28 protein-coding genes are annotated in these 24,267 nt (G+C 39.4%); 8 read left to right on the plus strand and 20 right to left on the minus strand.

The features are described from left to right. Window positions 1-318: 318 nt before the first annotated feature. The 4 genes from NSS76_RS12060 to NSS76_RS12075 form a co-directional block, all read right to left on the minus strand. A complete protein-coding gene (locus NSS76_RS12060) occupies window positions 319-504 on the minus strand; it encodes a hypothetical protein (protein ID WP_198456870.1) in 186 nt (61 codons plus the stop codon). A 107-nt stretch (window positions 505-611) separates the two neighbouring features. After that, window positions 612-2,015, minus strand: a complete 1,404-nt coding sequence (locus NSS76_RS12065) for a polysaccharide deacetylase family protein (RefSeq protein WP_341082276.1) — start codon at window positions 2,013-2,015, stop codon at window positions 612-614. Window positions 2,016-2,174: 159 nt separating this feature from the next. Next, window positions 2,175-2,729 (minus strand): delta-aminolevulinic acid dehydratase, encoded by a 555-nt coding sequence (locus NSS76_RS12070; RefSeq protein ID WP_213404633.1) that lies wholly within the window; start codon window positions 2,727-2,729, stop codon window positions 2,175-2,177. Then, window positions 2,683-3,312 carry a GNAT family N-acetyltransferase gene (locus NSS76_RS12075; RefSeq protein WP_445662181.1) on the minus strand — a complete coding sequence of 210 codons (630 nt, stop codon included), beginning with the start codon at window positions 3,310-3,312 and terminating at the stop codon, window positions 2,683-2,685. Before NSS76_RS12075 ends, NSS76_RS12070 begins: the two co-directional genes overlap by 47 nt. A gap of 261 nt (window positions 3,313-3,573) precedes the next feature. Here NSS76_RS12075 and NSS76_RS12080 point away from each other — a divergent pair, with 261 nt between their 5' ends. The 5 genes from NSS76_RS12080 to NSS76_RS12100 all read left to right on the plus strand — a co-directional run bounded on the left by NSS76_RS12080 (window position 3,574) and on the right by NSS76_RS12100 (window position 7,469). Next, window positions 3,574-3,900: an uberolysin/carnocyclin family circular bacteriocin gene (locus NSS76_RS12080; protein WP_024423066.1), complete on the plus strand. Its 327-nt coding sequence runs from the start codon at window positions 3,574-3,576 to the stop codon at window positions 3,898-3,900. Window positions 3,901-4,833: 933 nt separating this feature from the next. Next, window positions 4,834-5,739, plus strand: a complete 906-nt coding sequence (locus tag NSS76_RS12085) for a hypothetical protein (RefSeq protein WP_249365980.1) — start codon at window positions 4,834-4,836, stop codon at window positions 5,737-5,739. Next, window positions 5,702-6,241: a stage II sporulation protein M gene (locus NSS76_RS12090; RefSeq protein ID WP_249365979.1), complete on the plus strand. Its 540-nt coding sequence runs from the start codon at window positions 5,702-5,704 to the stop codon at window positions 6,239-6,241. Before NSS76_RS12085 ends, NSS76_RS12090 begins: the two co-directional genes overlap by 38 nt. A 21-nt stretch (window positions 6,242-6,262) precedes the next feature. Next, entirely contained in the window at window positions 6,263-6,808 is a 546-nt protein-coding gene (locus tag NSS76_RS12095; RefSeq protein ID WP_024423069.1) for a hypothetical protein, read from the plus strand. Next, window positions 6,801-7,469, plus strand: coding sequence for an ATP-binding cassette domain-containing protein (locus tag NSS76_RS12100; protein WP_024427923.1), 669 nt, complete (start codon window positions 6,801-6,803; stop codon window positions 7,467-7,469). The genes NSS76_RS12095 and NSS76_RS12100 overlap by 8 nt, the downstream gene beginning before the upstream one ends. A gap of 38 nt (window positions 7,470-7,507) precedes the next feature. Here the strand turns inward: NSS76_RS12100 and NSS76_RS12105 are convergent, their stop codons facing one another. After that, window positions 7,508-7,801 (minus strand): CotD family spore coat protein, encoded by a 294-nt coding sequence (locus NSS76_RS12105; protein ID WP_341082278.1) that lies wholly within the window; start codon window positions 7,799-7,801, stop codon window positions 7,508-7,510. A 250-nt stretch (window positions 7,802-8,051) separates the two neighbouring features. On the opposite strand from NSS76_RS12105, the gene NSS76_RS12110 reads away from it, so the two are divergent. Beyond that, window positions 8,052-8,264, plus strand: a complete 213-nt coding sequence (locus tag NSS76_RS12110; RefSeq protein WP_024427922.1) for a hypothetical protein — start codon at window positions 8,052-8,054, stop codon at window positions 8,262-8,264. Window positions 8,265-8,303: 39 nt separating this feature from the next. Here the strand turns inward: NSS76_RS12110 and NSS76_RS12115 are convergent, their stop codons facing one another. The 4 genes from NSS76_RS12115 to NSS76_RS12130 form a co-directional block, all read right to left on the minus strand. Beyond that, on the minus strand, window positions 8,304-9,644 hold the full coding sequence (locus NSS76_RS12115; RefSeq protein ID WP_034280034.1) for a sugar porter family MFS transporter: 1,341 nt from the start codon (window positions 9,642-9,644) through the stop codon (window positions 8,304-8,306). Between the two features lie 81 nt (window positions 9,645-9,725). Beyond that, window positions 9,726-11,147: an L-arabinose isomerase gene (araA, locus tag NSS76_RS12120; RefSeq protein WP_341082279.1), complete on the minus strand. Its 1,422-nt coding sequence runs from the start codon at window positions 11,145-11,147 to the stop codon at window positions 9,726-9,728. Between the two features lie 17 nt (window positions 11,148-11,164). Then, window positions 11,165-11,869: an L-ribulose-5-phosphate 4-epimerase gene (locus NSS76_RS12125; protein ID WP_122631122.1), complete on the minus strand. Its 705-nt coding sequence runs from the start codon at window positions 11,867-11,869 to the stop codon at window positions 11,165-11,167. Next, complete coding sequence (locus tag NSS76_RS12130) at window positions 11,863-13,488, minus strand: xylulokinase (protein WP_306654222.1); 1,626 nt, start codon at window positions 13,486-13,488, stop codon at window positions 11,863-11,865. Before NSS76_RS12130 ends, NSS76_RS12125 begins: the two co-directional genes overlap by 7 nt. 273 nt (window positions 13,489-13,761) lie before the next feature. On the opposite strand from NSS76_RS12130, the gene NSS76_RS12135 reads away from it, so the two are divergent. Continuing rightward, entirely contained in the window at window positions 13,762-14,850 is a 1,089-nt protein-coding gene (locus NSS76_RS12135) for a GntR family transcriptional regulator (RefSeq protein WP_024423077.1), read from the plus strand. A 144-nt stretch (window positions 14,851-14,994) separates the two neighbouring features. Here NSS76_RS12135 and NSS76_RS12140 read toward each other — a convergent pair whose 3' ends face one another. The 9 genes from NSS76_RS12140 to NSS76_RS12180 form a co-directional block, all read right to left on the minus strand. After that, entirely contained in the window at window positions 14,995-15,720 is a 726-nt protein-coding gene (locus NSS76_RS12140) for a DsbA family oxidoreductase (RefSeq protein ID WP_341082281.1), read from the minus strand. Between the two features lie 137 nt (window positions 15,721-15,857). Continuing rightward, window positions 15,858-16,415, minus strand: coding sequence for a 6-phospho-3-hexuloisomerase (hxlB, locus tag NSS76_RS12145; RefSeq protein ID WP_024423079.1), 558 nt, complete (start codon window positions 16,413-16,415; stop codon window positions 15,858-15,860). Further along, complete coding sequence (gene hxlA, locus NSS76_RS12150) at window positions 16,412-17,044, minus strand: 3-hexulose-6-phosphate synthase (protein ID WP_341082286.1); 633 nt, start codon at window positions 17,042-17,044, stop codon at window positions 16,412-16,414. Before hxlA ends, hxlB begins: the two co-directional genes overlap by 4 nt. A gap of 239 nt (window positions 17,045-17,283) precedes the next feature. Continuing rightward, the gene (locus NSS76_RS12155) at window positions 17,284-17,640 is read right to left on the minus strand and encodes a winged helix-turn-helix transcriptional regulator (protein WP_341082287.1); all 357 of its coding nucleotides are present in this window, start codon (window positions 17,638-17,640) and stop codon (window positions 17,284-17,286) included. A gap of 72 nt (window positions 17,641-17,712) precedes the next feature. Next, on the minus strand, window positions 17,713-18,582 hold the full coding sequence (locus NSS76_RS12160; RefSeq protein WP_341082289.1) for an alpha/beta hydrolase: 870 nt from the start codon (window positions 18,580-18,582) through the stop codon (window positions 17,713-17,715). Between the two features lie 248 nt (window positions 18,583-18,830). Beyond that, the gene (locus NSS76_RS12165) at window positions 18,831-19,178 is read right to left on the minus strand and encodes a YxiJ family protein (RefSeq protein ID WP_044332195.1); all 348 of its coding nucleotides are present in this window, start codon (window positions 19,176-19,178) and stop codon (window positions 18,831-18,833) included. Window positions 19,179-19,705: 527 nt separating this feature from the next. Then, the gene (locus NSS76_RS12170) at window positions 19,706-19,993 is read right to left on the minus strand and encodes a hypothetical protein (RefSeq protein ID WP_240503393.1); all 288 of its coding nucleotides are present in this window, start codon (window positions 19,991-19,993) and stop codon (window positions 19,706-19,708) included. Between the two features lie 20 nt (window positions 19,994-20,013). Continuing rightward, window positions 20,014-20,358, minus strand: a complete 345-nt coding sequence (locus NSS76_RS12175) for a hypothetical protein (RefSeq protein WP_226340818.1) — start codon at window positions 20,356-20,358, stop codon at window positions 20,014-20,016. A gap of 64 nt (window positions 20,359-20,422) precedes the next feature. Next, window positions 20,423-21,025, minus strand: coding sequence for a TetR/AcrR family transcriptional regulator (locus NSS76_RS12180; protein WP_073206415.1), 603 nt, complete (start codon window positions 21,023-21,025; stop codon window positions 20,423-20,425). 129 nt (window positions 21,026-21,154) lie between these two features. On the opposite strand from NSS76_RS12180, the gene cyoE reads away from it, so the two are divergent. Further along, window positions 21,155-22,060, plus strand: a complete 906-nt coding sequence (gene cyoE / locus NSS76_RS12185; protein WP_151862645.1) for a heme o synthase — start codon at window positions 21,155-21,157, stop codon at window positions 22,058-22,060. Between the two features lie 20 nt (window positions 22,061-22,080). Here cyoE and blaBPU read toward each other — a convergent pair whose 3' ends face one another. Together blaBPU and NSS76_RS12195 are read right to left on the minus strand one after the other, a co-directional pair. Beyond that, entirely contained in the window at window positions 22,081-22,869 is a 789-nt protein-coding gene (blaBPU, locus tag NSS76_RS12190) for a BPU family class D beta-lactamase (protein WP_044331763.1), read from the minus strand. A 125-nt stretch (window positions 22,870-22,994) separates the two neighbouring features. Continuing rightward, on the minus strand, window positions 22,995-24,158 hold the full coding sequence (locus NSS76_RS12195) for an acyl-CoA dehydrogenase family protein (RefSeq protein WP_151862644.1): 1,164 nt from the start codon (window positions 24,156-24,158) through the stop codon (window positions 22,995-22,997). Between the last annotated feature and the right edge of the window lie 109 nt (window positions 24,159-24,267).

Below are 24,267 nucleotides of genomic sequence, written 5' to 3' on the forward strand. Positions count from 1 at the left end.
TATCCCTTTACATTCTTGACCGTTAATAAATTTTCTCGTCATAAATAATAGCTGAAACCACGTCTACTCGTTTCAAATGAATCCCCCTCAACATTCTCCATTCACATCAATTGCCGGATATATGACACGAACTGTTCATTTTATACATTCTTATTATACTGGTTGTGCTCGTGGGATTTACAGGAAATATCGTTTCTCTTTTGAGACAAATCAAAGCGTCCAACGAGAAAATCATCCGACTGTTAGAACAGTAAAAACCGAAAAAATAAAACCTCTCGCATCTAGCAGGAGGTTTTTGCTATAGGAGAAATCTTCCCCTTACTCATCAAATAACATATTTCTGATTCGCCGAATATAATGAAATGCAATATGACCGAGACATAAAATGAGCCCAATCATCGCAAGAATATAGATGGGCAGCATCAAACCAGGTACATAGTTTATAACAAATCCCAAACTAAACGCTGTCAGCATATATATGCTGATCAACCTCATCAACACCATTCGAAGCCCTCCCCTTCTACAATCACTTTAACATATTTTCCCTTCATTCTCATAATTGGCTTTAAAAAAGATGCGAATCCATTAAGACTCGCATCTTTTTTACGTATTCAATTCACCTTTTTCGCCCGTGCTTCCTTCCACTGCTCAAGCTCCGAGACTGTTAGTAATTGATATCCTTGTTTGGTCAATTCCTTGATGATCGTGACAGCCGCGTTTGCAGAAGTGTCATAGATGTCGTGCATTAAGACGGTTTCTCCGCTAGACGCATGTGTGAGAATGTAGTTGGCGATGTATTGGCTGTTGCGATATTTCCAGTCTTCAGGATCTACATCCCAAAGTGTGACTTTCATGTTGACAGCCGAGTTGATCTGCCCGTTTGTTCCACCATATGGCGGTCTAAAGTGAGTCGGTGTGAACCCGCCTGCTTTTTCAATGATTTGCTGCGTATCTTCTACTTGTTTGATGGCTTGTTTTAATGGCAGTCTTGTGAGTAAAGGGTGGTTATAGGAATGATTTCCGATTTCATTTCCACCTTTTCTTATTTCACCTAGCATATCGGGATAATATTGAACCCTGCTTCCTAATACAAAAAATGTCGCGCGTCCTTTGTTTTCTTTTAAAGCTGTTAAAATTTTTGAAGTCGTTGATGGATTTGGTCCATCATCAAATGTAAGGGCAATGGCTTTTTGATTTGGGTTGAACACTCCCTGTTTTGGCAGTTTTACAATCTTTCTTTTTGCGATCGGTTCTTTTTTCTCGTTTTTGTTCTTTTCTTTATTAATGTATTCTGGCTTTAACATTCCTTTAAGCAGTGTTTTCTTAATCGCAAGCACTTGAGGGCCTTTTTTGTCTGGTGCAATTTGCCCTGCTGGGAAGTAGAATTCAATAAAACGATCTTTGATGGCAAAATATTGATAATGCTCTGCCTTAGGAGACGTTCCTTGTTTGAGCAAATGCTCGTTTGCAGCAAGAGAGCGATCTTTTTTTAACTCCTCAAATGTCATTTGAGACAGTTTTTGCAGACTTTCTTTTTTTGATAAAAATAGATCATCTATTGATAAAAACTGCTGTTTTTTGAAATCGAAATTGAATATCTTCGTTTCATGTGCGCCTTTTACTCCGCCTTTCCATTCATATGTATTGAATTTGATCGCAGCAGTTTGTTTGGCATAATGAGTAATCTCGTAATCTATGTTTAATTCGTATCGATGATCTTCATCGACATCGCTTGCTTCACTAAATGATGTTTTGAATTTGTCCAGCGCTGTTTCTGCAAATCTTTTCATCTCTTGATCTAGCTTTTTTTGATGAAACACAGGATAGTTCACAGCATATCTCAAGTATCTCCCGTCATTCACGAGGGTCACAATTTCAACTTCTTTATAGCTCGCATCTGGTTCTACCTTCTTCTTCTCTGTCCCACTTGCCTGCTGATTATGATAAAACGCAGCGATTCCGATGATCATCGCAAGTCCGCATAGGACGAGACTGACTTTCCATTTAATTGACACAATGATTCTCCTCTCGTGATGCCGTCATGCCTGAATGACGTGTGTTTGTAGGATAGACTTTGCATGCCCCCATTTTAGTTTGCCAATCACACACTTGTCACATTTTCGACACATTTTTTGAGAGGAATAAAAAAAGGACTTGATTTCTCAGTCCTTTGATTACTTTTGCATATATAATTGAAATAATTTCGTTTCTTCATCAATGGAACGCGCTCGATCAAATGCCGCTCTGACTGTCTTTGTATTGTTCATGAGCTCGTACAGCATGGTCAGCACAAAGATAAATGCTGCATTCCCATCGATGTAATCGTCCGGTGCTGAATAAGATGCAGCCCCTGCCTCTAAGAAAGCATCTGCTAGATTTTTCTCTCCTAGTGTGCAGCCTGTAGAGATGACATGAACTCCTTCTAATGAGGCATACCGCTTGATTTCTTCCGCTCCAAAGGCAGTATCTCTAGGCTCCTCATCTTCGTAAACATCTTCCCCTAATTCAGGCATGATAAATGCTCCTTCTTCACCATGAAACGATAAAAGAAGGTAATCTATTTCCCCTCTAACTCTATCAGATAACACATGAATCAGGTCATTCGGTCTTCCAATCCAATGCATATCGACTTTCGCGCCGAAGTTTTCAAGTGCTGCACGCAGTGCAAAAGATTCCAGCTCACTATTGGGTCCTGCTGCTAATGTGATGCGCATGGCCTGTTGATCCACTTCTATCTCCTCCAGATTTTGATAAAAATAAAACCATTTTTTCCTCATCTACATATGTATCAGTCCATTTTAGCGCTTTTTCTTCGACAGCGTACGACTCAAATCCAACAGAGCGATAGAGGCGTTTAGCTGAGTGATTAGTTGTCACCACCGATAAATACATTTGCTCGATATCCTGCCGTTCTCGCGCAAAGGAAAGAGCTTTTGTCATCAAGGCTTGGCCAGCTCCTTCTCCGCGGGCACTAGGTGTTACATACATCGCTGTCAGATTCGCTCGGTGCTTTAACTTCTGCAAGGTTTCTTGGAGGAGCGTGACTGCCCCCACAAGCTGCCCTTGATGAAAAGCACCAAAAGTCCACATAGATTTCGCCGAAGCAAAACGCACTTTATATTTATCCTCTATATTGATTCGCTCTTCCTCATAGCTCATCGCAAAGCCCTCTGGATTTAATTGCAGTGCTTCTAGTCTGAGTGCTGCATATTCTTCAGCATCATCTGGTGTTAACAATCGAATATTCAGAAAATCGCCTCCAAAAGAATGATGGATACTTCTAATTTTATCTTGAAAGGAGATTTTGATCAAAGGATATTGGCCCCTCTGCACATATCTCTTTAACTATATGCAAATTAGACTCGCTTCCCCACCTGTAAAAACAAGGTATTTCCGATCATTTTCACGTGTTTTATTCTAGCAAAAACGATTCTTTTCTCACTTATCTTTTCACTTTATTTATATTAATCTATAACTAATTCATGAAAAATATGAAAAAAAAGGATTGCGATGAACTAAAAGATATCTTAAGATATAATAGTAATAAAAATACAAAAAAGGGAGAAATTTGATATGACAGAAACAAAAAATGAAATCAAACTACATGTTCTTTTTGGTGCTTTAGCAGTAGGATTCCTTATGCTAGCTCTTTTTTCCTTCTCGCTACAAATGCTGCCCGTTGCTGATCTAGCAAAAGAATTTGGTATTCCAGGCAGTGTTGCTGCTGTTGTTCTGAACGTGGTTGAAGCGGGCGGGGCTGTTACAACAATTGTCTCCATTTTAACTGCTGTAGGATCAGGTGGTCTTTCTCTCATTGCAGCGGCTGGTAAAGAGACAATTCGCCAGTACCTTAAAAACGAAATTAAGAAAAAAGGCCGTAAAGCTGTTATTGCTTGGTAATTCAATTTTATGACCCAATAGAAGGAGACTTTGTTCTCCTTCTATTTAAATTTTTATGCAGGTGAGAAGATGTTATATCCATTATTATCACTACTTCTATCAATTAGAATGAAACAACAATATTCAAATCTAGCTCAGTTTATAATACGCAGAATTCCATTTTTCAAATCGTTTTCTTCTAAACAATACATATTATTTTCTTGCATCCTTGATATTTTATTCGGATGCCTGATTGTATTCGTTATTTCTTCATATCTTTACTCCCCGGTCTATCAAATAGAATGGGAAAGTGCTTTTGTGATATTTTTGTTCCTTTTCTCTATTGTCAAAGGAATTGAATCTTATAGAAGAACACATATTCTTCCTTTTGAAGAGTTGATACAGCTTGCACCTATTTCCGCGACACACCTTTTTCAAACGCTTTTGTTTTCTGAGTTGGTATGGCTTCTATTTACGAGCTTGAGTACTTATTTGATCTATTTTCTCTTTCAATATTTCATTGCTCAAACACATGACTGGATATTCTGGTTGAAGCATCTCAATGTTATATTGACAGGCTTCTTACTTTTTATGGTCAGCAATAAGATATTTGGTGCTTACATCTATAACATTGTCGTAAAAAAAATTGGGATCATTCGTGTTCTTTTTTTCGCAAGCATCTCTTTACTTTTTTTCTTATTTGGAAGAGTTCTAATATCGAACATTGTTTTCCCTTTTTATTACACTTTCCAACAACTTTTTCAATCAATTTCTTCGCTTGCAGAAGATGCGTTTTGGATTACACTTTCAAACAACTTGATGTCTTTATATCAGAATAATCTTCAACAAATCCATCATGCTTTATTTTCACAGGATTCGGTATTTCTACAATTTCTAGAGCTTTTTACTTCACCCGTCACATTTTTCGTGGTGATATTAGCGGCAACACTCGTCATGAAGACCCCTGTTCGCTGGATTCCGACTGGAAAAGAGCATGATCAAAACTCAAAACATTTTAAAGATTTATTTTATTGGTACTTTCAAGCACTTGATAAAATTCAGGGCTTGCTGTTTCAAAAGAATATGTTGATTCAAAAAGACCTTAAGGTGTTAAAAGAAAAAAGATGGCTGCTGTCTAAAGAGTTTTTTAATTATATGTTCATGTCATATGAAGCCTTCTTCTATGTCGGGGTTATGACCGGCTTGATCTCGCTTATTGATCATCAAGCCTTGCAAATTCAGCTATTATTCACATTAAATGTGATGATTTTAGCTAATCAAACATATGAAATGAGAATGCTGACCCCTTCTATATTTTCTTTGAGTGCTGAAAAAAAGAATATTTGGCTCTATGAGCTTTCTCAAACATCTCTTATGCAGTTTTTCTTATCAAAAATCCAGTTATTTTATTGTTTATTTTCCATACCGTCACTCTTTCTACTGTTCATTAATCTATCAATCATGAGTGTATATCACCTTTTTGATGTTCAGATGCTCATTCAATTGGTAGCATTGGGAATTGGCTTTTTCATTTTTCCATTGATTCAGCTGTATTTGTTTCCATTCACAACGAAATTCAATTTTATTCACGAGCATGAAATAGGGACAACCAATGAAGAAATAGAAGTTATCGATAAAGGACAGGCCTTTGCAAGGAATTTTCTCGTGTTGCCTTTCATGTACTATATGATCTTGACCTCTTTTCTACCTATTTTGCAGCATTCTACAAGTCTCATAAGCGTTCTGTTTGCTTTATATTTTGTAATCGTTTCAGTAATTTGCTGGGTGTTATGCCGAAAGACCATCTATAAAGGGATTGAATATGTTGAAAAAAATAAGATGTTTTATATCGGAGAATAGACTGATTCTACGCCTCGGTTACCTCTACGCTGCTATCTTTATTGCAGCTGTGCTAATCGGAAGCCTTCTTCCTTATGATCAGATTCCTTATCTTAAAAAGGATGAAGAGATGTTTTTTCTATCTATTTTCTTAAACAATTTACAAGTTGGAATGGCAATATTAGGCATCGGAGCTTTTACAGGCGGAATCATGTCTGCAGGCATTCTTTTTTACAACGGCTACATTATCGGCAAACTCGTTCAGTATTTGATTGTCAATCACGAAGCGCAGCAGCTATTCACAGGACTCCTGCCTCATGCTTTTGTAGAAGTTCTTGGATTAATTCTGTTCTCAATCGTCAGCTCTTATCCTTTTATTTATCTTTATCGATTTATAAAAGGAGAAACAATTGAATTAAAAAAACTGATCCTAACTGTTCTTCAACTGATTTTTGCAGCAGCCGTTCTTTTATTCATAGCATCTCTTTTAGAGCAATACGTTAGCCATGTACATCTACCATAGAAGAAAGGAGAATGTGGTTCCATGGAGCTACTTCTACGACCTAAGCAATTTTTCAATCAAAATCAATCGATTAAAACCATTGTAGGCCTCGTCTTACTATCATTATTTGTGTCGACTGTCTTTTTAACATTTTTTATTATTGATTTGTTAGTAGATAAACCTTTATCCACTGGGAAACAACTTGCCAGCATTATTTTTATCTTTTTGCTGACAATCCCGCTTTATTTCATTTTAAATTTTCTCAGTACTGTTCTAACTTCTATTTATATGTATTTTTTTCATAAAGCTTTTATTTTACGCAAAATGTATCTTGTTATTTTGGTTTATAATGCATTTCTTTTATTAGTGAATAGTGCAGCGATCTATTGTGTGATGGTGTTACAATTAGATCACTATTTTCTCTTGATTCAAATAGTTTCCTTCTTATTCAACTTATATCTTTTACGCATCCTTTATGATGGAATTATTTACTATGCTGAAGGATCAAAAAAAGCTGCCTTAGCAACTGTGATCTTGTATATGCTTGTGACGACTGCATTTGTTATTGGAGGATTCATTAATGGCTAAACTTCAAGTGTCTCAGCTATCTTTTCGCTATGAAACAACAGAAGAGACTTCTCCCCTTCTCGATCATGTGTCATTTGATCTGAAAGAAAGTGATCGAGCTTGTATTATTGGAAAGAACGGCAGCGGTAAATCGACACTTTTAAAGATCATCGCAGGTCTGCTTCCTTCAGCATCAGAAACGATTTTACTTAACGAGCAGCATCACCCTGGAATGGCTCAATATAAAAATCTAGTAGCGTACATTCCAGATAAACCTTTAGTTTATGATGCGCTCACTGGTTTCGAGCATATGGAGCTTATCCAGTCTTTATGGAAAATGAAAAAGTCGGAAAAGGTTTTATACAAAGAGACCTTTCTATCGCTTTGTGATGCATTTGATTTAACTCATGCCCTAAAGATGCCTGTCAAACAGTATTCTTTGGGCATGAGATATAAACTTTTTTTAAATTGTATGCTGGCAAGATCTCCAGAGCTGATTATTCTTGATGAGCCTTTTACCTCTCTTGATGAAGCCTCTCAAATACAATCGATTTCTTTATTAAAAAAAGAATTCTCACATCGATGTGTTTTATTTACAAGCCATCAGCGCTACCTTTATTCAGAATTAGGAAATCGTTTCTTTCAGCTGGATCAAGGACAATTAAATGAAATGGAGCATTAGACATACAAAAGGCATCCTTTAAAAGGATGCCCCCTTCATTACCACTTACAGCGCTTCACCGGATGGCAGCAAGGGTTTTTGATATCACTGCCGCAATCGTATTCTTCTACAATACAATCGTTGTGAGTCGATTCAGTGACCGGATAGTAGTTTTCGATTCTTTTGATGTTTTTATTGACGTTTGTGATATGCGTTGGGTGAATTTTTCTGATCGTTTGTTCATTCGTTCTTGTGTTGACAATTTGACGTGTGGGGAAAACAACCGTTTCGTCTCCTCCTTGGTTTCCTCTGCGAGGTCCAAAGAAGAAATCATCTAATCGATTTCGGCTCATCTTAACACCCCTTCAAGTTGTCTTTCACTTACACTCTATCGTATGTCAGAGGCACCTTTCGTGATTAGATGCATGTCTATTTTTTAAAAAATCCACTCTCTATCTAGTTTTGTCTTTCTTTACAAAAGGGCAATTTTAACATATTATACAAATGGTACATTAAGAAGAAAGAACATTCATGAAAACAAAACATCAGCTCTTTTTATTCACTGCATATTTTCCACTCATTATCAAATAAGAGGTGAACGATATGATCAACACGACACAGCCATTCGAACGAAACAAGCTAGACATTGCACTTGAACTAACTCAATTACATCTGAATCAATATCAAACAAACCATCCTGATCAGCTGAGTGAAATCTATGCGAAATATTACGCGCTGCTTGAAGTGCTGGATTTGTCTTCCTATGATCAATTGATTGATTTACTGCCAAATGAGCTCAAACAGACGCTTGAGTAAAAAACCATCTACCCACATGGGATAGATGGTTTTCTTTATTTATACACGTGCTGCCATATCGGTTTCGATTTGCTCTAAGCTTCTTCCCTTTGTCTCGACTAGCACAAATCGGGTGAATAACAGTCCGATTAAGCAGATGACTCCGAATGAGGAGAAAATGACCCCAAAGCTGAATTGATCAGCCAGAATAGGGAAAACGAGTCCAACTGCTAACGATCCGGTCCAGTTAAAGGCAGAAGAGATACCTGCTCCAATACCTCTGACAGAAAGCGGGAAGATTTCGCCGATGATGATCCAGGTGATCGGTGCCCACGAGAAGGCATAGCACAAAATAAAGCAGCAAAGTGAAATCAATGTCACCCAGTTTAAAATTCCTTCACTAACGCCAAGTGCCCCTAATGCGGCGGGAGCAAAGAAAGAAAGAGCCATGCCCGATCCTCCTACGGTGAGAATCGTTCGGCGGTCGAAGCGGTCAACAAATTGTAAAAAGATCACGGTCGTGACGACAAAAATGACACCGACAATGACTGTAAAACCTGCGGCAACCTGCGGCGCAAGGCCTACATTCCGAGCGATACTCGTTGCATAATAGACAATGGAGTTCGCGCCTTGAATTTGCTGAAGGGTTGCCATTCCAACCCCAATGAAAAGAGCCATTCTGAATTTCTTTTGAAACAATTCACGAATCCCCGAGCGTTCTTCTTTGGCGACTTCTAAAATTTCCTGCATTTCTGATTCGATTTCTTCACGGGAAGAACGCAATGATCCTAATACTTCCCGTGCTTTATGAGCCATGCCGTGTTTAATCAAATATCTCGGAGATTCAGGAAGCTTCAGCATGCCAATATAAAGCACGATCGCAAATAAAGCGGCACTTCCCAGCATCCAGCGCCAGCTGTCTGGGATGGGTTCAAACACAAACGCAACAATATAGCTGAGCAATAGACCAGTTACAATCATGAGCTGATTGAGTCCAGATAATTTCCCGCGGATTTTAGCAGGAGCGATTTCAGACATGTAAGCCGGAACCAATGATGAGGCTGTTCCTACTGCTGTCCCTAAAAAGATTCGAGCGATGGTGAGTGAAATCTCTTCTGGTGCGACAGCTGATCCGATCGCCCCGACAAAAAAGATCACGGATGAGACCAAAATGAGTTTTCTGCGGCCAAATTTATCCCCTAAGAGACCGCTTAAGATGGAGCCAATGATGGCCCCGCCCATTAATGAAGAGACAACGATTCCAAGCCATAATGGGCTGAGCTGAAATTCTTCCTGAATATGTCCTTCCGCCCCTGCAATAATACCAATATCATATCCAAATAAGATGCCTGCAAAGGACCCGAAAAAGAAGATAAATTTGCTTGACACTTTTTTCTCCAAGTGGATGACCCCCTCACTTAATTAACCGCTTTCATTTCACCCAGTGCTTCTACTGTAACCAGTAGAAGACCTTTCCCCCTTCTATAAAACCACATATTCTGCATTGACTAGCTTTGCAAAATGAACAATTTGATCAACCGTTAAATTGAGAGACACGACTGTATGGTGGCCTCCGCCTTCTTTAATCCATGCTTTGACGCCATCCTGAAAATTCGGTTTGATTTTCCACAATACACGCGCAACTGGTAAATGAGGTGCTGCTTCCTCTGGCTCAAAGGCTTCGACTTCTTGTATGAGCCATTTGAAATGTGTTCCAAAATCCGCTATAGAGACAACGACACCCTCGCCTGCTTTTCCATCAAACACAAGACGTGCTGGATCTTCCCGGTTTCCGATCCCAAGTGGAGACACGACAATGACAGGTTTTGTATGAGCGAGCGCTGGATCAACTTCCAGCATATGAGATTGCAGCACTGCTTCCTCTCCAGACGTCATTTCATACGTGTAGTCCTCCATAAATCCAGTGGATTGATGATGACTCATCACCTTTAATAAGCGGTCCAGTGCGGCCGTTTTCCAATCACCTTCTCCAGCAAAGCCGTATCCCTTTGCCATCAGCCGCTGTACCGCAAGTCCAGGCAGCTGCTTCATCCCATGTAAGTCTTCAAAGTTTGTTGTAAAGGCATTATAGCCGCCTTCATCTAAGAAACGTTTGATGGCGATCTCATATCGCGCCTGCACCTTGACACTTTTTTCCCACTCTTCAACTGAATACGTTCCATAATTCACATCATATTGCGTTAAATACTCAGCAAATAATGCATCTACCTCTTCGTCTTCTACTGCATTTACATATTCGACGAGATCGCCTATTCCAAAGTAGTCAACGGTCCATCCTAATTGAATCTGCGCTTCGATTTTATCGCCTTCTGTCACAGCCACATGCCGCATGTTGTCACCAAACCGGGCTACTTTGATGTGAAAGCTCTCATGATAGGCAGCCGCAACGTCCATCCAATCAGCAATTTGCTGCTGCACTTCCGGCTTAGACCAATGACCGGTCACAATTTGGTTTTGTTTATTTAAACGTGCATTGATATAGCCATATTCTCTGTCTCCATGTGCGGATTGATGGAGATTCATATAGTCCATGTCGATCGTGTCCCACGGAATCTTTTCATAATATTGTGTAACAAGATGCAAAAGAGGCTTTTGCAAAAGACTGGTGCCGCGTATCCACATTTTTGCTGGAGAAAATGTATGCATCCACGTCATCACACCGACAACTTCATCGCGATAATTGACCTCTTTCATAAGCTTTGTGATTTGATCGGCACTGACAGCCAGTTCCTGCAAGATCACTGGATAAGGAAGTAAACCGCTCTCATTTAAAGCATCCGTCATCTTCTGTGCATCTGCTTTTACTTTTTTCAGTGCTTCATCACCATATAAATGTTGTGACCCAACGATAAACCAAAACTCTTTTTTCAGGCTTGTTAACATAGATATCCCTCGTTTCTTTATGTTGAAGGTTTTTGTCCATAGTACGCATGCTTTCCATGTTTTCTTAAGTAATGTTTATCTAAAATTCGCTGCGGCAATGGCTCAGCAAATTCGTTCAATTGCTTGGCAAAAAGATTCATTTTGGCGACTTCATCTAAAATCACACTGTTTGTGACCGCACTTTTAGCATCCTTCCCCCATGTAAATGGACCATGCCCTTGAAGCAATACACCCGGCACCGCCATCACATCTAGGTTTCTTTTCTCAAACGTTTCGATAATCAGCTTGCCCGTTTCTACCTCATAACCCCGATTGACTTCTTCTTCTGTTAGAAAACGAGCGCACGGAACGGCACCGTAAAATGTATCGGCATGTGTTGTGCCCATTGCTGGTAAATCAAGTCCTGCCTGCGCCCAAACGGTTGCCCACATGGAATGGCTATGTGAAATGCCGCCAATTTCCTCAAAGTATTTGTAAAGAACTGCATGTGTAGCTGTATCTGACGAAGGACTCAATTCTCCTTCCACCACTTCACCATCAAAGTTCACCACGACCATATCTTTTGCTGATAGTTGGTCATACGCTATGCCGCTCGGCTTAATCACAAACAAACCACTGTCACGATCACATGCACTGACATTACCCCATGTAAATTTCACAAGTCCGTATTTTGGCAAATCTAAATTTGCTTGATACACTTCTTCTTTTAAGCGATCTAGCATACCGTCGTCACTCCTTTCGTTGGCATCAGATGTGCTACCGCCGCTTCTTCAATCGCAAGCCCATTTTGATAGCGCTTTAAAAATTCGTCAAAGCCTTTGACATCGAGTGGATCGGGCTCCATGAGCTCTTCTGATGTATGGGCAAATACGCGATGGGTGAGAAATTCAGCCAATGTTTGCTGCTGATGATGGACCATATATGAAGCAAGGACAGCCATCCCAAACGCACCGCCTTCTCCAGCTGTTGAAACGACTGATACAGGTGTATTCAGCGCTGCGGCAACCATTTTTTGTCCAACGAGCGGTGTTTTAAATAATCCCCCATGCCCTAGTAAGCGGTCAATCAATACATGTTCCTGTTCCTTTAATCGGTCCATGCCTATTTTCATAGCACCAAAAGCAGAGAACAAATGGGTGCGCATGAAATTAGCAAGATTAAAGCGGCTTTCAGGAGACCTGACAAAAAGAGGTCTTCCTTCTGGCAGTCTCGTAATATTTTCACCAGAGTAATAGCCATAGCTTAAGAGTCCGCCGCCATCTCGATCTGCTTCTAAAGCTTGCTGCAATAAGGATTCGTATAACCTTTCTGACTCCACTTGCAGGCCAAGTGCTTCAAATGCCTCTCTGAATATATTCATCCAAGCGTTTAGGTCACTTGTACAGTTATTTGCATGAACCATGGCAACTGGCAGTCCATCCGGCGTCGTGACCATGTCTACTTCTGGATACACACCTTTTAGATCCTGATCCAGCACAATCATGGCAAAAACCGACGTCCCAACAGAAATATTCCCCGTCCGTCTTTCTACACTGTTTGTCGCCACCATGCCCGTTCCAGCGTCACCTTCCGGCGGGCAAAATGGAATGCCTGGCTGCAAATGTTTTCCTTGATCCAAAATGGCTGCCCCTGCTGCCGTTAACACGCCAGCTTCTTCGCCTGCTAAATAGACACGCGGCAGAAGGTGGCGAAGCTTCCACGGATAGCCTTTTTCTGCAATCAATGCTTCAAATTGCTGGAGCATTTCTTCATTGTAGTCCTTCGTTTGTTCATCAATCGGAAACATCCCTGACGCATCGCCAATACCAATGGCCTGCTTTCCGGTTAACAGCCAGTGAATATATCCTGACAAAGTGGTCATATATTCTAATCGGGATAGATGTTTTTCATCTTCTAATACCGCTTGATACAAATGGGCAATGCTCCATCTTTCTGGAATATGAAATTGAAATACGTCTGTCAGCTTTTGACTCGCCTCGATGGTCGTTGCATTCCGCCATGTTCGGAACGGAACGAGAACCTCTCCTGTATGATCACATGCCACATAGCCATGCATCATCGCTGATACCCCGATTGAGCCAATGGTTTGAATGGTCACACCATACTTTTGCTCGGCCTGTTCTTTCATCTCTCGATACGCCACTTGCAGACCTGTAATGATATCAATTAAGTTATACGTCCATATTCCATCCTGGAGAAAACTTTCCCATTCATATGCACCTTGTGCAATTGGCTGAAATTCCTCATCTATTAAAATTGCTTTAATTCGTGTTGAACCAAATTCAATGCCTAAAGATGTCCGTCCTTCTTTCAAGGCTTTGGCCGTCTCTTTGTGATCCACTCTACGTTCACCCCCATTTTTGATAGCGGTTTCAATTTTCTTTTTCGAGATTCATTGATTCTCTGGTACAATCACAATATAATATTTGTACGTACATATGTCAATAATAAATATAGTTGTACATACATAATGCGAAAAAAACTTTCATTTTTTCTGAAGGGGTCATAACAGAAAAGGGAAGCGCCTGTTTTTGATCCGACAACCATGTTAAAATATGTCCATACAATTTCTTCTCAATCCGAGTAGATGATCAACTGAGAAAGAAGTGAAACGATGAAAAAGAAGTACCAGATCATTATTGATGATATAAAAAGCAAAATACTCACAGGGGATTATCGGATCGGGGAGCGTATTCCAACCGAATCAAGCCTGCAAGACATGTATCAAGTAAGCAGACATACAGTTCGAAAAGCCATCTTGGAATTGTCCAGCGAAGGATTTTTGCGCAGCGAAAAAGGTTCAGGCACATTTGTAACCAATCAATATCAAACAAAACCTGCGGGACATGCACATATGAAAACGATTGGGGTCATTACAACATACATATCCGATTACATTTTCCCTTCTATCATTCGAGGCATTGAAAGCCGATTAAACGAAGAGAACTATTCTTTATTGCTGGCAAGCACAAATAACGATGTTGAACAGGAGAAAAAAGCGCTGGAAATGATGCTGTCGTTTGGTGTGGACGGACTTATTGTCGAGCCGACGAAAAGCAATTTATATAACCCAAACATTTCGTACTACTTATCCTTTAAAGAACAGGATGTACCGCTCATTATGATCAATGCCTATTATGAGCAGTTAGAGGTTCCTTTTCTCTGTTTGGATGATGTAAAATCCAGCTATTTAGCCACAAAAGAGCTGATCACCTCGGGTCATCAACAAATTGGACTTATTTCAAAAACAGATGATTTACAGGGAAAATATCGGATGAAGGGCTATATTCAAGCGCTAGGTGAAGCTAAGCTTAATTTCCTGCCTGAGCATGTGCTCTTTTTCGATACAGAATCGAAGCAGCATTTGGGGGAGCAAATTCACACATTCCTGATGGCGCACCAGCATGAGCTGACTGCCCTTGTTTGCTATAACGATGAGGTGGGTTTAGAAGTCGCCAATGTATGCAGCGAAATCGGGCTGTCCATTCCAGATGATCTCTCGATTATTGGACAGGATAATTCGTATATCGCCCAGAAAAATGCCCATGTGAAGCTGACAACACTGACCCATCCTCAGGAGCAAATGGGCCGTGATGCAGCAGACTGGATGATTAAAAAAGTACAAGGAAAAAAGAATCTCCCTGATCAAACGTTTTACGAGCCTGAATTGGTTCCAGGTGAAACGATCAAACGAATAAAATGAGCCCCTACTCCAAGTGGCTCATTTTATTTTAGATTCCAGCATAAGGCGTGAATGGGTCGGATCGCTGAAATGAAAGACATGGGTTTCCCCTCATCCTTAAACAATAAAAATCCCCATCTTATAAAAAGATAGGGAACATATCTATTACGCCTCTTCTTTAGGGGAAGGCACCGCACATACGCCATCTGCACATGCCGCTTCAAACGCATTGTCAGGAGCTTTCTCTGCTTGAGCTGCTTCCTCTTTCCAAGCTGTTTCAAGTGCACGCAGGAACGTATCGGCTGGCTGCGCACCTGCAACTGAATACTTGTCATTGATCAAAAAAAACGGAACAGCATTGATCCCAAACTGTCTCGCTTCTTGTTCATCTTTTCGGACATGATCGGCAAATGCTTCGCTGCCCAAAACTTGCTGTACTTCCTTCTCATCAAGACCTGCTTTTTCTGCAATTTGTAAAAGGGTTTGACGATCACCAACATGCTTTCCATCTGTAAAATATGCTTGAAACAGCTCTCCCATAACGAAATCGCCTTTCCCCATTTGACCAGCATATTGCGCCAATCGATGGGCATCAAAGGTGTTGGTCAACACGAGCGGATCAAATTGAAAATCGATCCCTTTCTCTTTGCCGGCCTGCTTCACCTGCTCATTCATCGCCATGGCCTGGCTGCGGCTCATGCCATATTTTTTGACGAGCATATCATGAACGTCATGATCGACATCAACAGGTGCGTGGGGATCAAGCTCAAAGCTTTTAAACTCTATCTCTACCTGATCCTTCTCTGGGAATTGTTCTAGCGCTGTTTCCAGCTGTTTTTTTCCTATATAACAAAAAGGACAGGCGATATCTGACCAAATTTGTACTTTCATTTTCATCTTCCTTCCGTGCTGCAATTTTTCTTTAACGATGTAACAATTATAGTTACATCAAATAGATGATGTCAAGATTCTGATCTTGATAAATGAAAAAGCCTCTCCTTCTAAGAAAGGAAAGGCTTTGAAAATATCTACTCTAAATTTGCATGGTGACCGTACATTGTATGTGTGTCGAGCTCTTTTATTTCCATTAACCTTAAAATGACCGCATCGTATGTCAGAAGAAGCGACTGCTCAAATAGTGAACCCATTGGCTGAATGGTATGATGGTTTCCATCCTGTTGATCCTTCGGTGCACCTGACAATAAGATGACTTCATCCGATAGATCAGCTAAAGGTGACTCAGCAGAAAGCGTGAACGCTGCCACTTTTCCGCCAATTGCTTTTGCCTTTTTTGCAAGGACCAGTAAAGACTCTGTACGGCCAGAGCCGCTCCCCACAATCAAAAGATCCTCTTCTGTAAAGGAAGGCGTATTCGTTTCTCCAATTACATATGCCTTGACGCCAATATGCGTAAGTCTCATCGCAAACGATTTTCCCATCAAGCCAGATCTGCCTGCACCTGTCACAAAGACTTTTTGTGCAGATAAAATACTTGTGACCAGGCGCTCTGCTTGTTCGTCTTGAATGGCAGACGAATGATCAGAAAGCTCATTTAAAATGGCTTTCACATAGTCGCTGGTTTTCATGATTGTGCGATCAGCTGCTTCATTTGTGCAGCCACTTCTGCTTTATTGTCCTGGCTTGCGATACCGCCGCCTACAATGATTAAATCAGGGTTTAATTTCACGACTTCAGGTAACGTATCAAGCTTAATTCCACCTGCAATCGCTGTTTTTGCCTGCTTGACAACTTGTTTAATCGTCATAAGATCAGCAAATGAATTTTGACCAACTGCTTGCAGGTCATAGCCTGTATGCACACAAATATAATCGACTCCAAACGCATCCAGCTCTTTTGCACGGCCTGCGATATCTTTGATGCCAATCATATCAACTAAAATTTGTTTTCCTCTTGCTTTCGCTTCTTTCACCGCTCCTTGAATGGACATATCTTCTGCCGCTGCAAGAATGGTGACGATATCTGCTCCTGCTTCAGATGCCTGCTGCACTTCATAACCGGCAGCATCCATAATTTTCAGATCAGCGAGTACACGTAAATTCGGAAAAGCCTGCTTGACTTCTTTTACAGCACGAAGCCCTTCGTTAATCACAACAGGTGTCCCAATTTCGACCACATCAATGGATGCTTCTACTTCTTTGATCAGCTCAATCGCCTCTGGTATATTCACTAAATCTAATGCTAATTGTAATTTCATCAACTTTCACTCCCGTTTTTCATCTCATCTTCAAGAGCTCCGCGGATGATGCATCTTGAATGATGAAATGAGTATAACAACAGGAATGACGCAATGTAAGTACGCACTTTTTTTTTACATACTATACTTTTCCGCATATGGTTACAAAAAAGATACTGTCTTTTGGCCAGTATCTCAGAGTAAAGACAAAGGGCTACAATAAAGTTATTTTAGCCCTTTGTCTACAATCGGTCATCTTTCTATTTATCATCTTTTAAGAAATTGCTGTCGAGATATTGTTTTCCCCAATCATACATCGCCTCTAAAATCGGCATTAAGCTTTCTCCTAGTTCTGTGAGAGAATACTCAACCTTTGGCGGGACGACAGGATAAATCTCCCGGTGCACAATGTGATCTTCCTCTAATTCTCTTAGCTGATTGACAAGCATTCTTTGCGTAATCCCAGGCATTAACGACTTTAACTCACCAAAACGTTTTGTCCCTTCTCTGCCTAGATGCCATAAAATCAGCATTTTCCACTTACCGCCGATAATATTCAGCGTCAGCTCTTTTTCGCAGTTGAACACTTTATTTTCCATTCGTGATGACAACAACATACACTCCTTTAATTTCAAACCACTTTATCATTATACTGCGGCAAAAAGAATTGCCCGAGCATACGGTCTTCGTTATTGATTTTGTTTTTTGACAAAAGCCATCACAGCCTCTGTCATTTTTTGTGCTTCTTTTGGCGCTCTGTCTGATCCAAACCATTTGTTCAAGTCACTGTGGCTCAGCGTATGCACCCGAAAAACAAACCGAGAGCCTTTATCATGATTTAGTTTTTCTGCAAATCGGTACACCTCAGGATTTTCCCAGCCCGTCACCAAATAGACAGGCGGTACATTCTTTTGATTCATATAAGTGACAGGTGATGCCTTTGTCCAGTTCTTCTCTTGTTTGCCAAAGACTTTTTTGTACGATGGGATGGCTTGTATAAATTGATTGAGGTTTAACGGCCCATCTAAAATCACGATGGAATTGATCGCTTTTGGCGACAGCCCCACACGTTTTAAGTAGGTCGAATCTGTGGCAACCAGCGCCGTCAAATGACCACCCGCTGAGTGACCCATGACATTGATTTTTGATGAATCAATTTGATATTCATCCGCATGATCCTTCACCCATTTAATGGCGTTTGCTGTATCATCTGCCATCTGCTCGTAATTAGCATCAGGGTGAAGCCTATAATTCATCGAAACAAACACATATCCTTGACCTGTAAAATAATCAGCTTTAGAAGCGACTCTATTCTTATCGCCGCCTGTCCAGCCGCCGCCATGGAGATAGATCATGACTGGATGCTTCTTCTTTTTGTCTTCATCTTTGCCCTTTGGCATATACATATCGAGTGTTTGCTGTTTATTTTGTGTGTCTGCATAATGGATGTTTGTCGTCGGCTTAGGCTGGTTGAAACGGAACACAAAGAATGCGCAAACCAATAAGCCAGCGATGACAACCGCAAATAAGAGCCATTTCATGATTCGATTCAATGTCATTGCACCTTTCTATGTTGGGATGGGGAAGCATGAGTAGCAGATATGTAGAGAAACTAGCACGATTCATTTGATACTAGATTCGTATGTGATGTGCAAGAGCAAAACAATTGGTCAAGTCGTAATATTTATTATACTCCTTAAAGTGGTGAAATTCATTGATTTGCTCTAGAGGGTTGACATCGAAATCCGGAATTAGATTCTGGATTTTTCCATCTAAAAACCAATGTCATAGCTTATCCTCCAAGAGGTTATTTTATAAATGCAATGATTCGTTTTCTTGTTTCTTCATGGTACTGAATATAGGAATGTAATAAAGGATACGATTCAAGGATGTGTTGAAACGATTTGATTTGGGGGTATTGCTCTTCAAATGACTGACGAAGCACGTTTAACTGTTTTTTTGGAATTCGTTTATGATCGATCACATAACTTAAGCTGCCTGTCACAAGAGTGAAAAATTCATAAAAATCATCGGACCACATACCAGTTTCCTCCTCAAAAGATAGGATCTCATCAGGGGAATCTGAATGAAAACAATATTGATAGCGCTGCTTCAAATCATTGATTAATTCTTGTTTATCTTGGCTGATGTTCATGGATCTTTACACCTTTCTCTCAATGCTTTTAAGATAATCAGTCTTTCAATTTTTTTTATAAAGTATGAATATCGTTAGTTTACATTCAAATGTATTGTTGATTCCAGTTCTTTTTTAATTTACATTAATTACCTTCTCTCTAAAACAGAATGACGAAAAATCAACTTTTTCTTATATTTTCTCCAATATTTGAGCGAACTATAGAATTTATATTTGATAATTTCCTCCATTAACATACCTTTAAAATATAAAGAAAAAATGCTTTCAATAGTGTATTTGCTACATCTACCATCAGGTTAAAAAATTTAGTCATTTTTGGATCAGTAACCTCTAAGACCATAAAGAGACATGCTCAGTAACCTCCTAGAATTACATTCATCATTGGTTATCATTTATTTCTTTAATTGATTAACTAAAAATATGCCTTATATTGAATATCATAATATAAGGCACATTTCCAATAATACTTATTTGTATTTTTCACAATTACACCCTGAATTTTCCCCTCGACTTCTACACGGTCTTTCCTATAATCGTATACTTGTATAAACTGTTTTATGTGCACGTTTGAAAAGTGCCACTTCATTATCCGTTAGCCACTTAAACTCTCGCATATGATACGAAATTTCTTCTAAGTAGGTATCGGTTTCAGCAATTAATTTTTTATCTAAGATATTTCTTTTATTGTCTTCAACTACAAGATAAAGAGTAAACTGCTTTAAATCTAATTCAATAAGTGGGTAAGCTTTCTTTTTTTTATCGGTACTCAGTTTTGTTTTGCCTTTAATTTCCGATTTATATTCCTTCTCTTTCATTTTCTTAAATGTAGCTTTGACTAGCTGACTATCCCATTTTTTAATTCACACAGATATAGCAACGATTTTTCCAAAGTATCAGCTAAGATTTTTTTCTTATTGGTTGCATTTTCAAATTCACTATAACTAAAGGGTACTTCCAGCTCGTACGTATTTTTTAAAAATAAGATGTCAGGTTCATCTTTTGAAGTACTAATTAATTTGTAGTCTTTAAAAGATCCACAAATCAAAACAATAGCCTCACAATCTTTCGTTTGAAATTTCTTTTCTAATTCGTATAAAAACATTTCAGTAATACAAAGGGATTGGCTAGCTAAAATTCCACGATCGTCATCTGACATTAATTGTAAATTTTCCAAATACACTTCTTAAAATCCCCCTTTCTAGAATCACTATCTCCACCACATTCAAACTAAGGAAATTTAATTTCTATTTAGAGGAAATTATTCTTTTTAAAGATTTTTCTAATAAATCATGTGGTATATGGTCTTGACTAATAAAGTGAAATATTGCTATTCCATTTTCCAATGAAAGAATTGTCCATGCCATTTCCTCAGATGAAAGAGTAGATGTAAGGTTCTCTTTATTTATTAAATTCTCAATGGATTGAGAGATTTGTTTTACCGATTGTAAGATCATATTTGACCACTGACGCCTTGCTTCCTCATTTCTCATTGAATACAAAAGAAATTCCATATTTAGCAGGCTCCACGTCCGATTTTCTTCACGTCTTTGAATAGACTGTTGATTCATTTTTTCAGGAAAGTGCAAAAGAGAAGGCTGTTCTGCTAATAAAGCATTGATTTTTTCTACATGTAATTGCATTTGTTGTTCCAATAGAGCCAAAAAGATCTCTTCCTTTGAATGAAAATGCGCATAAAAGGCCCCTTTGCTAAATCCCGCACATTCTGCCAATTTATCAATGGAGACCCCATGAAAACCATACTTGGCGAAATTCTCAACTGCTGAATTTATGAGTAATTTTCGTGTTTCATCTTTCCTTTCACTTTGCGTTTTTCTTTGTCTAATCATTCCTTAACCTCCTTATATTGACAATCACGCCATATAGAATTAATATACCAATTAGTATATAAGTTCAACAAGGTATATATCTTGCTGTACAGCATAAATAATTAATCGCTATTAAAAAGGAGCAAAACAATGCGAAAGATGGGGAAAAAAATTCACAAAACCAAAATGGACATAATAGCTCAAACAGTTAAATCAGGAATCATTAAATCAAATTTAATCCCAATGTGTGCTGGCTTAACCTTGGCATTATACACTTATCAAATTGACATCCTTCATAAATCTATTGAGATACTATTTGCATTTGCAGGTTCAATTTTATTAATTGGTGCTGCTGGAGCTTTAAACAATTTGTATGATAGGGACATAGATTCCGTGATGAATAGAACAAAAAACAGACCTACTGTAACAGAAGAAGTCAATCTTAAAAAAGTTCTATGGCTTAGTATCTTAATGTCTATTTTAGGATTGGTTTTTTTAGCATTTACAACCTATGTAGCAGCTATTATAGGATTGATTGGTTTACTTTTTTATATTTTCGCTTATACAATGTGGAGTAAAAGAAAAACCGTTTACAACACAGAAATTGGTAGCATTTCTGGGGCAATGCCGCCTCTCATTGGTTGGACGGCTATTTCACCAGACATCTCACACCCAGCTATTCTGGGGTTATTTTTCATTACAATTATTTGGCAGATGCCGCATTTTTACTCAATAGCTATTAGAAAGCAAAATGAATACAAGGCAGCAAACATTCCCATGTTACCTGTTGTAAAAGGAATGAAAAGAACATACTTGCAAACGAATCTTTATATCTTAGCAATTACCTTAAGCAGTTTTCTTTTCCGTTCTTTAAGCATAGGGCTTGTGATTTTGTCTTTTTTCTTAGGCCTTATATGGATTTGTTTAAGTATTATTGGTTACAAGCGAATGAATTCCGAGAAGTGGGCATCATTTATGTTTGTCTATTCACTAATTTATATGACAACTCTTTATTCAACTATCATTATCTATACTCTTACTCGTCAAATTTTTTGATTTATGAAAACAAAAACATCCTAAACGGATGCTTCAATCAAATGATATTTTTTCAAAATACGATAGGTGATTTCTTTTGCTTCTAGCCCGGTGCCTTCGATATTTGTGGCGAAGATATAGGTTTTGTTTTCATGTTTGATGAAGCCTGCGTACCAGCCGATGCCTGAGCCGGAGCCTGTTTTTCCGTATAGGGTGGCATGTTTCTCTTCTTCTTGGATCATCATTCGTTTGACCGTTCTCATGACAGACAGGTCAAATGGAAGACTTTCTTCATATAGTTGTTTAAGAAAATGGACTTGTTCTACTGGAGAAATGCGCAACGAACTGCTTAACCAAAATTGATCGATTCCGCCTGATATGTCTTCGTTCCCATAATGAATGGCTTTCACCCAATAGCTCATGCGTTCTTCTCCGATGTCACGCCCCATGGCTTGATAGTACCAGACAACTGAATCTCTCATGCCTGAGCCCAGTGTATGATCCTTATTCCAGTTATCAATCTCTCTTTTCACTCCGTCCCAATATTTGATGTCATATTCATCTCTCACTGCGCCTGTTTGGAGTCCGATGAGGGCATTTGCCACTTTAAATGTCGATTGTGGTGCAAAGCGCTTGTTCGCTCTTTTTTTGTTATACACCCATGGCGATTTTTCTTTTACTTCTTGTATCACAAATGTGCCTTCCCGGTCTTTCATGAATTCATCTACTGACCACGCTGGTGTTGTTCCCTCACTTGATGAAGGCTGGCCGATACAAAGTGCCATCAGCATGAAGCCTGAAAACAGCCATTTCATATGCTTTTTCTTCAAAAAAATCGCTCCTTTTCCTATGATTTGTATCGATTGTAGCATGCCTGAGTGATGAGGCATAAGGTACGCTTGTCCTCTTTTCTGCCAAATAAAAAAAGCCGGTTTCATCCGGCTTTCTGATCATATTAGCTTTCTTTTTTCTCTTCTATGGCCTGCCTCGCGATTTTTGAAATGGTCATATCATCCATTGGCGGGTTATGGAGCCCAGCACGAATATCTCGATAGTAACGCTGCAGCGGACAGTCAAGGCTCAAGCTTTTTGCACCGACTAAACGCATGGCTTTATCAACCACTTGCAGACTATGATTAACGACTGTATGCTTCACAGCACCGAATTCATTGATTAACAGTGCTCTTTTCTCAGGCCGCTCATATAATGTTGTCGTTGAATAAATGACGTGCCGTGCTTGTTTTAATAGTAAATCAATTTCGCCAATCAGTGTTTGGACATTTGGCAGTTCGCTAATCGTTCCGCTGATACTGTTCGGTGAATGGGTGATGGCATACTGAACTGCATAATCTCTTGCCGCTTGCGCAATCCCCAAATAACAGGAAGGAATATGTGCGATCCAAGGGTTTAACGTACCGCCCCGAGGTCCTTTTTGCACTTCAACAAGCATGTCCTCTGAAACCACAACTTGATCTAAGATTAAATCATGGCTTTCTGTTCCTCTCATGCCAACAACATCCCATGTTTCTTCTATAGAAACACCTTCTGTATCACGGTGAATTAAGAAAAATCCCATCGCCTCTTTTTCTTCAATCCATACGCCGACTAAAAAGTATGTGAGAGCTGGTGACATCGTAGTGAAAATTTTACGTCCATTGATCACCCAGCGATCACCTGATTTCATCGCTGTTGTCCCAGGCTTGCCGCCTCTTGTTGGACTGCCTGTCTGCGCCTCACTTACAGCGCGGTTGACAAGGGCACCCTTCTTCACTTCTTCCGCAAAGAATTGCAGCTGCTTCTCATTCCATAGTTTCTTTTCATAAATTTCACCAACAACTCCTTGGTGCCAGCCAATTGATAAGGCAGTCGCTCCGTCCATGCTGCCAAGCGTTTCTTGAAATAGAACCATATCCGTTACAGATTGACCTCCGCCTCCATATTCAGCGGGAAGAGACAGGGTTGTATATCCCATGTTTACTAATGATTCGATATTCTGTTTAGGAAAATAAGCGCCTTCATCATGTTTTTTTGCGTTTTGTTCGATCGTTTCACGAAGAGATTCCAGCTGATTGAGCCATGTTTTTTGAAAATCGGTATCGACAAATAATGCTTTAGACAAAACGTATCCAACTCCTCTGTTTCTCACAATCTATGATATCTCATTTTTCCAATCGGAATAAATAAAACACACTTTACTTATAGGATTTAATGTGTTAAATTTTATCAAT

Source organism: Bacillus sp. FSL R5-0654 (assembly GCF_038008745.1).
GTDB lineage: Bacteria > Bacillota > Bacilli > Bacillales > Bacillaceae > Bacillus > Bacillus safensis.

Bases quoted from the DNA above. Each gene is read 5' to 3' on its own strand.
- NSS76_RS12060 (WP_198456870.1), bottom strand. From the start codon at position 504: ATGGTGTTGATGAGGTTGATCAGCATATATATGCTGACAGCGTTTAGT.
- NSS76_RS12080 (WP_024423066.1), top strand. From the start codon at position 3,574: ATGACAGAAACAAAAAATGAAATCAAACTACATGTTCTTTTTGGTGCT.
- NSS76_RS12085 (WP_249365980.1), top strand. From the start codon at position 4,834: ATGAAGACCCCTGTTCGCTGGATTCCGACTGGAAAAGAGCATGATCAA.
- NSS76_RS12090 (WP_249365979.1), top strand. From the start codon at position 5,702: ATGTTGAAAAAAATAAGATGTTTTATATCGGAGAATAGACTGATTCTA.
- NSS76_RS12095 (WP_024423069.1), top strand. From the start codon at position 6,263: ATGGAGCTACTTCTACGACCTAAGCAATTTTTCAATCAAAATCAATCG.
- NSS76_RS12100 (WP_024427923.1), top strand. From the start codon at position 6,801: ATGGCTAAACTTCAAGTGTCTCAGCTATCTTTTCGCTATGAAACAACA.
- NSS76_RS12105 (WP_341082278.1), bottom strand. From the start codon at position 7,801: ATGAGCCGAAATCGATTAGATGATTTCTTCTTTGGACCTCGCAGAGGA.
- NSS76_RS12110 (WP_024427922.1), top strand. From the start codon at position 8,052: ATGATCAACACGACACAGCCATTCGAACGAAACAAGCTAGACATTGCA.
- araA (WP_341082279.1), bottom strand. From the start codon at position 11,147: ATGTTAACAAGCCTGAAAAAAGAGTTTTGGTTTATCGTTGGGTCACAA.
- NSS76_RS12125 (WP_122631122.1), bottom strand. From the start codon at position 11,869: ATGCTAGATCGCTTAAAAGAAGAAGTGTATCAAGCAAATTTAGATTTG.
- NSS76_RS12135 (WP_024423077.1), top strand. From the start codon at position 13,762: ATGAAAAAGAAGTACCAGATCATTATTGATGATATAAAAAGCAAAATA.
- NSS76_RS12140 (WP_341082281.1), bottom strand. From the start codon at position 15,720: ATGAAAGTACAAATTTGGTCAGATATCGCCTGTCCTTTTTGTTATATA.
- hxlB (WP_024423079.1), bottom strand. From the start codon at position 16,415: ATGAAAACCAGCGACTATGTGAAAGCCATTTTAAATGAGCTTTCTGAT.
- hxlA (WP_341082286.1), bottom strand. From the start codon at position 17,044: ATGAAATTACAATTAGCATTAGATTTAGTGAATATACCAGAGGCGATT.
- NSS76_RS12155 (WP_341082287.1), bottom strand. From the start codon at position 17,640: ATGTTGTTGTCATCACGAATGGAAAATAAAGTGTTCAACTGCGAAAAA.
- NSS76_RS12160 (WP_341082289.1), bottom strand. From the start codon at position 18,582: ATGACATTGAATCGAATCATGAAATGGCTCTTATTTGCGGTTGTCATC.
- NSS76_RS12165 (WP_044332195.1), bottom strand. From the start codon at position 19,178: ATGAACATCAGCCAAGATAAACAAGAATTAATCAATGATTTGAAGCAG.
- NSS76_RS12170 (WP_240503393.1), bottom strand. From the start codon at position 19,993: ATGAAAGAGAAGGAATATAAATCGGAAATTAAAGGCAAAACAAAACTG.
- NSS76_RS12180 (WP_073206415.1), bottom strand. From the start codon at position 21,025: ATGATTAGACAAAGAAAAACGCAAAGTGAAAGGAAAGATGAAACACGA.
- cyoE (WP_151862645.1), top strand. From the start codon at position 21,155: ATGCGAAAGATGGGGAAAAAAATTCACAAAACCAAAATGGACATAATA.